The organism is Pseudoalteromonas shioyasakiensis (assembly GCF_019134595.1).
In the GTDB taxonomy this organism is placed as follows: Bacteria; Pseudomonadota; Gammaproteobacteria; order Enterobacterales; family Alteromonadaceae; genus Pseudoalteromonas; species Pseudoalteromonas shioyasakiensis_A.
This window is the reverse complement of the sequence record NZ_CP077770.1, coordinates 539,506-552,465: the sequence shown is the minus strand read 5'-3', so window position 1 is coordinate 552,465 and position 12,960 is coordinate 539,506. Positions and strand designations below refer to the sequence as shown.

Genomic DNA, 12,960 nt, shown 5'->3' with positions numbered 1-12,960 from the left:
ATTAAAGGGTTTGCTCCAAAATGCGAACAACTAATTGTTCAAAGCTTGCACCATTCGCTTTTGCTGCCATTGGCACTAAAGACTTTTCAGTCATGCCTGGTACCGTATTTACTTCTAATAAGTAAAAGTTACCTTGCTGATCACGCATCGCATCAACACGTCCCCAACCACTTGCACCGACTAAATCAAATGCTTTTAATGCCATATCTTGCAACAATTCAGTTTCTTGCACAGATATATCTGCAGGGCAATGATACTGAGTTGTATTCGATTGATACTTAGCTTGATAGTCATAAAAACCATTTGGCGTCGTCATCTCAATGACAGGCTGAACATCTTGTCCAAGTACAGCAACAGTAAATTCACGGCCAGTGATCCACTGCTCAACAAGCACTTGACTATCAAACTTAAACGCAGCGTTAAGCGCAGCATCGAGTTGCTCTGCGCTGTTTGCTTCAGCCATACCAATGCTTGAACCTTCATGTGACGGTTTCACCATCACTTTACCAAATTCATTAATAATCGCTTGGCTGTCAAACTCATGGCGGCTATCAACAACAGCATAAGGTGCTGTGCTCAGCCCCATTGCTTTAAATAAATGCTTACAACGTACTTTATCCATCGCAAGCGCAGAACCTAAAACATCACTGCCTGTATATGGAATACCCATAAACTCAAGTGCACCTTGAATAGTGCCATCTTCACCACCACGACCATGAAGGGCAATGAATACACGTTCAATGTTTAATTCTTTTAATTGCCATAACGGCTGATCTTTCGGATCAAAAGCAATGGCATCAACGCCAGCACTTTGCAAAGCATTCAATACAGCTTGGCCTGATTTAAGAGATACTTCTCTTTCGGCAGATGTGCCGCCAAAAAGTACCGCTACTTTGCCAAATTTGTCACTTAACTGGCTCATACGTTTACCTGCTTTAGTTGTTCAATAGACAACTCGGTTGCTGCTAACTTTTTCACTAACTGGCCTATGTTACCAGCGCCTTGTGTTAAAACTAAATCATTATCTTGCAGTGTACTGGCAAGGACACCAGCAAGCTCAGAGTTACTAGCAACATGTAATGGCTCTTTACCACGCTGGCGTAAACTACGACATAAACTCTTGCTGTCGGCTCCCACTATTGGCTCTTCACCCGCTGAATACACATCTAGCAGTAATAACTGATCAACATCAGCCAGTACTTTGACAAAGTCTTCGTATAAATCACGGGTTCGACTATAACGGTGCGGCTGATAAATCATCACTAAACGTTTATCTGGCCAACCTTCACGAACCGCCGCAATCGTCGCCGCAACTTCTGATGGGTGATGGCCATAATCATCAACTAACATGACATTGCCGCGCTCATTTTCAAAGCTTCCGTAATGCTGAAAACGACGACCCACCCCTTCAAATTTTGTTAGCGCTTCTAAAATTGCATGGTTAGCGATGTTTTGATCTTTAGCGACCGCAATCGCAGCAGTCGCGTTAAGCGCATTGTGCTTACCCGGCATATTAAGCGTAACTGCTAGGCTTTCACCTTGCTTATTTACAACATTAAATGAACAAGTATTCGCTGTTTGGCTAAAATCAACCATGCGGTAATCAGCTTCTGCCGATTCACCATAGGTAATAACAGGACGCCCAAAGCGAGGGATTAGCTCTGCAGCAACCTCAGAATCAATACACACCACAGCTAAACCATAAAACGGTAAGTTATGAATGAAATCAACATACGTGTCTTTCATTTTTTCTAAGCTACCGCCGTACGTATCCATGTGATCTTCTTCAATATTTGTGATCACAGATACCATAGGCTGTAAATGTAAGAATGACGCATCGCTCTCATCAGCTTCTGCAATTAAAAAGTCACTTTTACCAACCTTGGCATTACTCCCAGCACTGTTTAGCAAGCCACCAATAATAAAGGTTGGATCAAGGCCTGCTTGTGCATAAATGCTCGCGATTAAACTCGTGGTTGTTGTTTTACCATGAGTGCCTGCCACTGCAATACCGTGGCGAAAACGCATTAATTCAGCCAACATTTCTGCGCGGCGAACAATAGGAATACGCGCCGCTTTTGCTGCTTTAATCTCAGGGTTTTGCTCGTTAATCGCACTTGATACCACCACCACGCTGGCATCTTTTACATTGTTTTCATCATGACCAATAAATACTTCTGCACCCACTTTAATTAAGCGCTCAGTCATCGCACTGTGCGCAATGTCTGAACCTGTGATGCGGTAGCCTTCAAAAGCAAGTACTTCGGCAATACCACCCATGCCTGCGCCACCAATACCCACAAAGTGGATAGTGTCGATACGACGCATCGCAGGACGAGTGTTGTTTTCTTTCATCGTGCTTTCTTTCACTACTAATCTCTTCTATCTGCTAGTTGCTCACAGCGTTTTGCAACATTGGCTGTGGCATCTAAAATAGCAAGCTGTTTTGCTTTACTTGCCATTGTTGAAATTTTTTCTGGTGCATTTACGTAAGGCTTTAATAACTCAACAACCGCCGCTTGGTTAAACTCACTTTGCTGCATAATCAACGCAGCTTGCTCAGTCACTAAATACTTTGCATTGGCAGTTTGATGGTCATCTACAGCATGCGGAAAAGGCACAAATAAGGCCATTCTTCCTGCTGCCGCAATCTCACTCACCGTTAATGCACCAGCACGGCAAATTACCAAATCGGCCCATTGATATGCACTATCCATATCATCAATAAATTCAGCAACTTTACTATTTTCAGTTAATCCTAACTGTTGATAGCTGGCAGTCACATTCGGTTCATTATTTTTACCCGTTTGGTGCCATATATTAAGCGCTGTTAGCGCTGAAAGTTCACTGAATACAGCAGGTAAAGTCTCATTTAGTACCTGTGCACCAAGTGAACCGCCTACCACCAGCACATTAATTGGTGTCGTTGTTTGCTTAGCAGTGACATTAGCGACACTTGCTCTGATTGGGTTACCCACTACTTCGCATTGTTCTTTTGCAAAAGCCGATGGAAAAGCTGCCAGCACTTTGTTGGCAAACTTCGCTAGCCAGCGGTTACTCATGCCTGCAACAGCATTTTGTTCATGAATAACCAAAGGAATTCCTAAGCTCTTTGCTGCAATTCCAGTAGGTCCGGTCACATAGCCACCCATAGCAAGAACAACATCAGGCTTTTGAGCTTTTAAAATTTTACGTGCTTGAAAAATCGCATTCATCACCATAAAAGGTGCTTTAATCAGGCGTTTAATTCCATTTCCGCGCACACCTTTCACATTGATAAAATCAATCTCAATATTGTGCTTAGGTACTACCGTTGCTTCCATTCTGTCAGGCGTGCCAATCCAACTAACTTGCCAGCCTTGCTGTTTTAAAAAGTCAGCAACTGCAATACCTGGAAAAATATGGCCACCGGTACCACCTGCAACAACAAGTAACTTTTTACTCATCGCTTACCTCCACGTGAGGTTGCCTGCTTAGTCGCCATCTTTGTTTCAAAATCTATTCGCAAAAGTACACCTGTTGCTATGGTCATAATTAATAAGCTAGAGCCACCGTACGAAATAAACGGTAGTGTTAAGCCTTTGGTTGGCAAAATACCGGCACTTGCACCAACATTTACCATGGTTTGAAACGCAAACCAGATACCAATAGCAAAGGCAAAATAGCCTTCGTACTCTTTGCCACATTGCAGCGCTTTTTGACCAATTAACAGGGCTCTGAATACAAATACAGCAAGCACAATCAAAATACTAAATACGCCAAAAAAGCCGAGCTCTTCACCAATCACAGCAAAGATAAAGTCATTATGTGCTTCGGGCAGGTATTGTAGTTTTTGTACACTATTACCTAAGCCTTGACCAAACCAACCACCTTGACTGTACGCCATTAGCGATTGTACTAACTGATAACCTTTACCGAATGGATCTTCCCACGGTTCTAAAAAGCCTGTTACACGAGCCATACGATATGGTTCAGCGATAATTAGCACTACCACTGCAGCAATACCTGTTAAGATAAGGCCAAAAAACTGCCATAACTTAGCACCTGCTAAAAATAACAAACCAACTGTCGTCACAAACAATACAACTACAGTTCCTAAGTCTGGCTGCATCAAAATCAAAAACGCATACACACCAAATACAGCTAATGGCTTAAAGAAACCTTTTAAGTTCTCTTGTACTTCTTCACGTTTACGCACTAAGTAACCAGCAATGTAGCTAAAGAAATACAGCTTGGCGGCTTCAGCGACCTGAAAGCCCACTGGGCCAATAGGTATCCAACGCTTTGCACCGTTCACTTCACGGCCAACAATCAGCACCAAAACCAGCAAACCTAAACCCAGCAACAATAAATAGGCGTTACTGCGCTTCCACCAATCCATAGGCACGTTAGTGGCAATCCAAAACAAGAAAAAGCCCATAATTAAGAACATGCCATGGCGAATGATAATGTGATACGGATTATCAAATAATCGCTCTGCTGTTGGCATAGAGGCACTGGTTACCATCACAAAGCCAACGCCAATCAACATCAACATGCAATACAATAACGGCACATCATAAAGTTGCGGCGATTGTTTTGGTGTTAATGCTTCACGGATGTCAGCAAATGCAATCATACTGCCTCCGCCAATACGCACTGCGCAAAGTCATCACCACGTTGCATATAATTGTTATACATATCAATGCTGGCACATGCAGGTGCTAATAAAACGATATCGCCACTGCTGCTTAACTGTTTTGCTAGTTTCACCGCTTCATGCATGTTAGTGGTTAGGTGGCCTTTTTCAGTTAGAGCCACTAACGCTTTAGCATCTTTACCAAAACAAACAAGCGCTTTTACTTTGTTGTTTAAGTATGGCTTTAAGGCATCTAAATCAGCCCCTTTTGCATCACCACCGGCAATCACAACTAATTGCTTTGCTTGATCAGCTAAGCTTTCAATCGCAGCGATGGTTGCACCTACGTTGGTCGCTTTTGAATCGTTAAAGTATTTTACTTCATTAATTTCAGCAACAAACTGACAACGGTGTGCAAGCCCAGTAAAAGCACTAAACGCTTGCTGGTAATGCTCTTTAGCAATATCAAACGAGCTCAGTAATGCCATTACCGCTAAGGCGTTTTGTTGATTGTGTGAGCCAACAACATTTAAGCAGCTTGCTGGTAATACTGGCTTACCGTGTGCTGCAAAGTATTGCTCACCTTGATGTTCAACCAAGGCAAAATCTGCATTAGCGAGCGCAAAGCTCACTTGGGGCTGCTTTGCAGTATGCGTTGCCACATCAATGGCATTAACTACCGCAAGCTCAGAGCCGTTATAAATACTTTGCTTAGAGTCAATGTATGCTTGGTAGCTTGGATAACGATCGAGGTGATCTTCGCTAACATTCAATACACAGGCGCTTTTCGCTTTTAAGCTATATGTTGTATCAAGCTGAAAGCTCGACAGTTCAAGTACATACACATCATAGTCTTGCGATAGTAAATCAAGTACCGCAGTACCAATGTTGCCACCGAGGCCAACTTTATAACCGGCCGCTTTAAGTACTTCAAACGCCAATGTAACTACCGTCGACTTACCATTTGAACCTGTCACCGCAACAATTGGTTTATCGGTTAAACGGGCAAAAAGCTCAACGTCACCAACCACTTCAACACCAGCATCAATCGCTTTTGCTACAGCAGGTGTCGCGAGGCTTAAACCAGGGCTGATGATAATAATGTCATTGCTGGCTAAGTCTGCCTGTTCTAAATCACCAAAGTGAGTCGTTAACTCACTAGCATGCTCATTTAGCCAATCAGCACCCGGCGGCGCTGTGCGGCTATCAACAACAATTGGCTTAATATTCTGAGATAATAAAAAACGCACAATGCCCAGACCGGTTACACCGAGTCCGAGCACTGAAATTTGTTTATTTTTAATCTCGTTAATAACTGTCATTTACCTGATCTTTAATGTCGCAAGGCCAGCAAGTACTAGCACGATTGAAATTATCCAAAAGCGCACAATTACGCGCGGCTCAGGCCAACCCTTTAATTCATAATGGTGGTGAATAGGCGCCATTCTAAAAATACGTTGACCACGTAATTTGTAAGAGCCTACTTGTAAAATCACCGACAATGCTTCCATTACAAACACACCACCCATGATGATAAGTACCAGTTCCTGACGAACCAGCACCGCAATAATACCCAAAGCACCACCAAGTGCTAATGAGCCTACATCACCCATAAATACCTGTGCTGGGTAGGTGTTAAACCATAAGAAACCAAGTCCAGCTCCCACAATTGCTGTACACACAACCACAAGCTCACTGGCGAGCGGTAAATGTGGAATATGTAGGTAGCTTGAGAAATTAACGTTACCTGTTAAATAAGCAATAATGGCAAGTGCTGCCGCCACTAAAATGGTTGGCACAATCGCTAAACCATCAAGGCCATCTGTTAGGTTTACCGCGTTCGACGTACCGACAATTACAAAATAAGTCATCACTATATAAAACAACCCTAGCTGTGGTAACACGTCTTTGAAAAACGGCACAACTAACGAAGTTTCGCTGCCTTGCTGCGAGGTAAAATAAAGCGCACAGGCAACCACTAACGCAATCACTGATTGCCAAAAGTATTTCCACTTAGCAATTAAGCCTTTAGGGTCTTTGCGGATCACTTTACGGTAGTCATCCACAAAGCCAACCACACCTAACGAGCCCACGACAAATAAGGTTGCCCAAACATATTTATTTGAAAGGTCTGCCCACAATAATGTACTGGTAAAAATCGCCCCTAAAATCAATATGCCGCCCATAGTTGGGGTGCCTTTTTTAGATAGGTGAGACTCAGGACCATCGTGACGAACCACCTGACCAATCTGCATTTTTTGTAATGCACGAATTAGCTTAGGGCCAAAATAAAGTGAAATAAGCAGCGCTGTTAAAATACCTAAAATTGCGCGCAGCGTTAGGTAAGAAAAAACATTAAAGCCACTGTAATACTGTGTTAAATACTCTGCCAGCCAAACTAACATGACGATACTCCATTGTTGCCATTTTGTTGGCTATTTACTAAATCTGTGACCACAAGCTCCATACGAGAACTGCGCGAACCTTTTACTACAACAGTGGTTTTCTGCATCGATTGAGCAAGCTCACTTTGTAATTGTTGTAGTAATTGTTCACGGCTTGAGAAGTGGCGGTTTGGCTTTTCAAATACATCACTGGCTGACTTGCTTAAAACACCTAGGCTGTAAAGCTCATCAATGCCTTTTTGTTGTGCGTACTCACCGACTTGTTGATGATAAAAACGCGCTTCTTCACCAAGCTCACCCATATCACCTAACGCAAAAATACGACGGCCCGGCATATCACTTAATAAATCAATTGCGGCTTTCACCGACTGCACATTTGCGTTGTAGGTATCATCAATAACCGTCAATGTGTCTGACACTTTAAGGACGTTCACACGGCCTTTAACTTCACCCATGGTTGCCAACGCTGATGCAACACTTTCTAGGCTTACACCGAGCTCAGTGGTTAACGCGGTGGCTATTAACGCATTAGCAATATTATGTTTGCCCGGTAATGCCAGAGTGACAGGTACTTTTTTATCTTTATTACAAAGCACAAAAGAAGCACGGGCTTGCTCATCAAGCACCACATCTTCTGCCCAATAATCTAATTGTTTGCTAGTAGAAAAACGTTTTACGTTGCGATCAGTTAACTTTTCAAGCCAAAAATCAGCATAATCGCTATCGCAATTTACTATGGCAACACCATCAGGCTTTAAGCCGTCATAGATTTCACCTTTGGCCGTTGCTACACCTTGTAGTGAGCCAAAGCCTTCTAAGTGAGAAGCTGCAACATTACATACCACAGCAACATCAGGTTTCGTCATTGCTACTGTGTATGCTATTTCACCAATGTGATTGGCACCTAATTCGATCACCGCATACTGGTGCTGCGGCTCAAGGCGTAATAAGGTGAGTGGTACACCAATGTCATTGTTAAAGTTGCCTTTTGTAGCCAGCACTTCACCATGACCAGATAAAATCGCCGCACACATTTCTTTAACGGTCGTTTTACCCACGCTTCCTGTAATAGCAATTGTTTTTGGTGCAACCTGTGCCATCACAGCAGCACCAATGTGGCCAAGCGCAATACGCGTGTCAGCTACCACAAACTGCACAATATCGACATTAACAGGGTGTGCCACAATAGCAGCAATCGCGCCTTTTTCTTTAGCTTGCGCAACAAATTTGTGACCATCAAAATTAGGCCCTTGCAGCGCTAAAAACACTTCACCATCGCACAAAGTACGCGTGTCAGTGTTAATATTTTTTACCGTTTGATTACCACCTTGGTAATCTGTTGCTAGAACTTTAGCTAGCCAATCAAAATCCATAGGGATCATAACTGCGCCCCTTGCGATTTTTCTTTTAATTGTTGTTGTACATATTGACGATCGCAGAAGTCGATTCGTTGGTCGCCAATAATTTGATAGTCTTCGTGGCCTTTGCCCGCAATTAGAATGACATCATCAGCACCTGCTTGCGCAATGGCATAACTAATAGCCTGCGCGCGGTCTGCTTCACAATGTGCGCGTTCAGGCTGCTCAAGCCCCGCAATCACATCAGCAATAATTACGTCAGGATCTTCACTTCTTGGGTTATCGCTGGTGACAATAATATGGTCAGCATTGCCTTCAGCAGCTTTTGCCATCATCGGGCGTTTGCCTTTATCACGGTCACCACCACAGCCAAACACACAGCTCACGCCACCTGGAACATGTTTTTGCAATGCTTGTAATGCCAGTGCTAATGCGTCAGGAGTATGGGCATAATCAACAATACAAGTCGGTTGACCTGGCGCACTAAATGCCTGCATGCGCCCAGCAACAGGCTGCAATGATTTACACCCTTCAACGAGTAATTCAAGTGGGTAACCCATACCTAATAAAGTGGCCATTGCAGCGGCTAAATTATATAAGTTGAACTCGCCAAACAGTGTGCAATTAACTTCAGCCTGCCCCCAACTGGTATCGAACTTCGCTGATATACCGGCATTATCATATGTTACATCGCTGAAATAAACAAAACGCGCATTTTTAGGCGTTAGGTTTTTATGGCCGTAACAAATTAGGTTATTGAAGTCGTATTTTTCTAACCATGCTTCAACTTGCGCATCATCTTGATTAAGCACCACAAGCTCAGGCATATGGTCACGCATTAACATCAACTTCGCATCACCATAGGCATCCATCGTGCCATGATAATCTAAGTGGTCACGCGAAAGGTTAGTAAATACTGCCGCTTTAAATTTACACTGATCAACACGTTGCTGAACTAAGCCATGAGATGAGACTTCCATAGCCACAACATCATGCTGTTCTGTTACAAGTTCAGATAAAATACGTTGTAAATCAACGCTCGATGGCGTGGTATTTGCAAGCTCTGTCAGGTTATCAGGATGCCCATAACCGAGCGTACCAATCACTGCTGCACGTTTGTGGCAGTGCTGTGCTAAATGCGCGATCATCGCAGTGGTCGTTGACTTACCATTGGTGCCAGTCACACCCACTAAATCCAACTGCTTTGAAGGTTGCTGGTAAAAAGCAGCCGCAAGTGCCGGTAGCTTTTTCGCTAAATCGGTAACTAAGTAAAGTGGTTCAAACTCACTTTCGAATTCACATAAACGGTCAGCAATAACTGCCACCGCGCCATTTTCAATGGCTTTTTTAATAAACTGTCCACCATCAAGCTGATGGCCTTTGATGGCAACGAACACATCGCCAGCTTTCACATCTCGACTATCAAGACGTAGTTGATTAACCACTAAACTATTGGCCTCAACATCAATATGATTAAGAATCGGTTTTAAATCACGCATCGTTATCTTTGCCTTCTACGTACGCAACCGCATCTTTGTCCGGTGCAACGTTTAGAATTCTTAAGGCATTGGAGACAATCTCTGCAAATGCAGGACCTGCCGTCGCACCGCCGTAATAAACATCTCCACCCGGCTCATTAATCAATACTACTACCGCTAAACGCGGGTTGCTTGCAGGTGCGATACCAGCAAAATAACCAACGTATTCGTCACCATAACCACCAACAGCGGCTTTTTTAGAGGTACCTGTTTTACCTGCAGCACGATAACCATCAACATGAACTTTTTGTGCAGTTCCGCCTTTCTCAAACACGCTTTCCATCATGTGAACAACAGCTTCAACATCTTTTTGTTGAAAAATACGCTCGCCTTCTGGTACCGACTCTTGTTTAAGTACAGTTAATGGACGCATAACACCGCCTGAACCTAACATGGCATAAAAACGCGCCATTTGTGCGGTGCTTACTGCTAAGTTGTAACCAAATGATAAAGCAGCAATTTCATGATCAGACCAGCGGCGATTTGGATAAAACAAACCACTGCTTTCACCAACCATGCCCGTACCACTGTCGCTGCCAAATCCGACTTTTTCATAAAGGCTAACAAAGTAGTCTTTTGGTAGTTCTTGACTCACCTTTGTTACACCCATATTACTGGAATACTTTAAGATCTCTCTTAACGTCATCTCACCATGGTTACGGGTATCTTGTACAAGGCTGCCACCAACACGCATCCAGCCAGGGTAAGTATCAACAATTGAATCCGGTTGAATTGCGCCGTAGTCTAAACCAGCTAAAATGGCTAGCGGCTTAACAGTTGAACCTGGCTCAAACAAATCGGTGATAGCACGATTACGACGCTTATGCGGTGCGGCATCATTGAGGTTGTTCGGGTTAAACGATGGGCTATTAACCATGGCTAACACTTCACCGGTTTTAACATCCACAACCATGGCTGAACCTGAGGTCGCTTTGTACGATAGCACCGCTGATTTCACCGCTTTGTATGCAATTGCTTGAATACGCTGATCGATACTTAAATGAATGCTCTCTGGCTCTACACGTTCTCGTTCATCAAGTACTTCTACTTCACGGCCTTGCGCATCTTTACGGATGGTACGTTGCCCTTCAACACCGGTTAACGATTTCTCATATAGCTTTTCAATGCCTTCAATACCATGACCATCAATGTTAGTGAAGCCAATAACATGAGCCGTCACTTCACCTGCTGGGTAATAACGTTTTGATTCATCGAGTAAATGGATGCCTGGTAAACGAAGGTCACCAATGTAGTTAGCTACAGCAGGAGTAACTTGACGTTTTAAATAAACAAAGCGACGCTTTGGGTTATCACGAAGGCGAGAGTTAATTTTACTAGGGTCAATACGCAGTACATCCGCAAGTTCACGCCAGCGGATATCATTATTGTAATAAGCAGCAATACGTTTGTTTAATTCAGCGGTGTTTTCAGCAAGCGCTTGTTGATCTTCGCCGTTTTTTCGGGCTTGACGCAGTACTTTACTGATCAGGGACTTGTTTAGCGCTTTAGGGTCGGCGTACACACTCACCACAGGCACACTGACAGCTAATTCTTTACCATTGCGATCGAAGATCATGCCACGCTGTACATGTTGTTTTTCAACTCGCACTGTACGTTTATCACTTTCTGAACGCGCTTTATCTGGCTCAATGACTTGTAAAAAAGCGGCTCGTGCAACCAATGACATAAATACTAAAAACACCACTGAACACACCAGCGAAAAACGCCATGTGATCAAGGTATTTGTTGGCTTTTTCCCTCTGCTTCTCATTGCAGTACCACCACTTGTTCATCTTTGCTAGTAGGCCGTTTCATTTCTAATTGCATGGTTGCGACTTCTTCAATACGCGCATGCTGGGAATAAAACTCTTCTTCAACAAGCAAGTAACGCCACTCTAGATCGAGCTCATCGCGCTCTTGCAGTAATTTATCTTGTTCTATCAATTGTTGGCGCGCCAGATGCGTCACCTGAACCACACTCAAGCTTGAAGCCAGAATCACAACCAACAAGGCCAAGGTCAGCTTGTTTACTCCTAGGCCTTTAAAAATCTCTACAAATAAATTAGGTTTGCGATTCACCGCTTTAGCTTTCATTACAACCTCTGTGCAACCCTTAACACTGAACTACGTGAACGCGGGTTCGCTTCAATTTCCGCCTTACTTGGCTTAATGGCTTTACCCACTGCCTTTAACGTCAGGTTTTTATTTATTTGTGCGTCAGTCAAAGGCAGACCTCTGGGTATCGCCTCTCCCTTACTCTGTTTTTTTATAAACTGCTTAACAATGCGATCTTCTAACGAGTGGAACGAAATAACGACTAAACGTCCACCAGGTTTTAAAACCTCAACAGCGGCTTGCAGTGCAGTTTGAATTTCTTCAAGTTCACTATTGATATAAATACGGATCGCTTGGAATGTACGTGTAGCTGGGTGCTTATACTTATCTTTCACTGGCACCGCTTCATCGACTAAGTCAGCAAGCTGCTTTGTGCTTGTGATTTCAGTGTGCTCACGTGTTTCAATTATTTTATGAGCTATACGACGACCAAACTTTTCTTCGCCGTAGGTTTTAATCACATGGGTAATATCTTCAAGTTCAGCTTCAGCGAGCCATTGTGCAGCACTGCGACCACTGGTTGGGTCCATGCGCATATCAAGCGGGCCATCTTTCATAAAGCTAAAACCGCGTTCAGCATCATCAAGCTGTGGCGAAGAAACACCGATATCTAACAAAATACCGTCTACTTTACCGATTAAATCGTTATCTTCGGCAACTGTTTTAAGGTTTGAAAAACGAGTGTGGGCAATCGAAAAACGCCCATCATCAGCAAACTTTTCGGCGGCTTTAATAGCTTGTGGATCTTGGTCAATTGCTTGTAAGCGACCTTGCTCACTTAAACGCGCAAGAATTTGCCCAGAGTGCCCACCGCGACCAAATGTGCCATCCATGTAAATGCCTTCGGGTTTAATATCCAAAGCATCTATGGTTTCGTCCATCAGTACAGAGACATGTTCAAATTGCGCTGTCATTAGCTAGTTTTT

At 43.5% G+C, this 12,960-nt stretch carries 11 protein-coding genes; all 11 read right to left on the bottom strand.

All coding sequences use genetic code 11. From position 1 onward, the window contains the following. Position 1: 1 nt before the first annotated feature. Genes KQP93_RS02665 through rsmH form a run of 11 tightly spaced genes read right to left on the bottom strand, consistent with a single transcriptional unit; the run spans position 2 to position 12,948 of the window. The gene (locus KQP93_RS02665) at positions 2–922 is read right to left on the bottom strand and encodes a D-alanine--D-alanine ligase (RefSeq protein ID WP_054561047.1); all 921 of its coding nucleotides are present in this window, start codon (positions 920–922) and stop codon (positions 2–4) included. Then, the gene (gene murC / locus KQP93_RS02660) at positions 919–2,355 is read right to left on the bottom strand and encodes a UDP-N-acetylmuramate--L-alanine ligase (protein ID WP_290442290.1); all 1,437 of its coding nucleotides are present in this window, start codon (positions 2,353–2,355) and stop codon (positions 919–921) included. Before murC ends, KQP93_RS02665 begins: the two co-directional genes overlap by 4 nt. Positions 2,356–2,372: 17 nt before the next feature. Further along, positions 2,373–3,446 carry an undecaprenyldiphospho-muramoylpentapeptide beta-N-acetylglucosaminyltransferase gene (murG, locus tag KQP93_RS02655; RefSeq protein WP_217875718.1) on the bottom strand — a complete coding sequence of 358 codons (1,074 nt, stop codon included), beginning with the start codon at positions 3,444–3,446 and terminating at the stop codon, positions 2,373–2,375. Next, entirely contained in the window at positions 3,443–4,618 is a 1,176-nt protein-coding gene (gene ftsW / locus KQP93_RS02650) for a cell division protein FtsW (RefSeq protein ID WP_054561050.1), read from the bottom strand. The genes murG and ftsW overlap by 4 nt, the downstream gene beginning before the upstream one ends. Then, positions 4,615–5,940, bottom strand: coding sequence for a UDP-N-acetylmuramoyl-L-alanine--D-glutamate ligase (gene murD / locus KQP93_RS02645; protein ID WP_217875717.1), 1,326 nt, complete (start codon positions 5,938–5,940; stop codon positions 4,615–4,617). The genes ftsW and murD overlap by 4 nt, the downstream gene beginning before the upstream one ends. Then, positions 5,941–7,023 (bottom strand): phospho-N-acetylmuramoyl-pentapeptide-transferase, encoded by a 1,083-nt coding sequence (gene mraY, locus KQP93_RS02640; RefSeq protein ID WP_217875716.1) that lies wholly within the window; start codon positions 7,021–7,023, stop codon positions 5,941–5,943. It lies immediately after the preceding gene. Next, positions 7,017–8,405, bottom strand: coding sequence for a UDP-N-acetylmuramoyl-tripeptide--D-alanyl-D-alanine ligase (locus tag KQP93_RS02635; protein WP_217875715.1), 1,389 nt, complete (start codon positions 8,403–8,405; stop codon positions 7,017–7,019). The genes mraY and KQP93_RS02635 overlap by 7 nt, the downstream gene beginning before the upstream one ends. Next, positions 8,402–9,880 (bottom strand): UDP-N-acetylmuramoyl-L-alanyl-D-glutamate--2,6-diaminopimelate ligase, encoded by a 1,479-nt coding sequence (gene murE, locus KQP93_RS02630; protein WP_217875714.1) that lies wholly within the window; start codon positions 9,878–9,880, stop codon positions 8,402–8,404. The genes KQP93_RS02635 and murE overlap by 4 nt, the downstream gene beginning before the upstream one ends. After that, the gene (locus KQP93_RS02625) at positions 9,873–11,690 is read right to left on the bottom strand and encodes a penicillin-binding transpeptidase domain-containing protein (protein ID WP_217875713.1); all 1,818 of its coding nucleotides are present in this window, start codon (positions 11,688–11,690) and stop codon (positions 9,873–9,875) included. The genes murE and KQP93_RS02625 overlap by 8 nt, the downstream gene beginning before the upstream one ends. Then, entirely contained in the window at positions 11,687–12,013 is a 327-nt protein-coding gene (ftsL, locus tag KQP93_RS02620; RefSeq protein ID WP_217875712.1) for a cell division protein FtsL, read from the bottom strand. Before ftsL ends, KQP93_RS02625 begins: the two co-directional genes overlap by 4 nt. After that, positions 12,013–12,948, bottom strand: a complete 936-nt coding sequence (gene rsmH / locus KQP93_RS02615; protein ID WP_217875711.1) for a 16S rRNA (cytosine(1402)-N(4))-methyltransferase RsmH — start codon at positions 12,946–12,948, stop codon at positions 12,013–12,015. Before rsmH ends, ftsL begins: the two co-directional genes overlap by 1 nt. Positions 12,949–12,960: the final 12 nt, after the last annotated feature.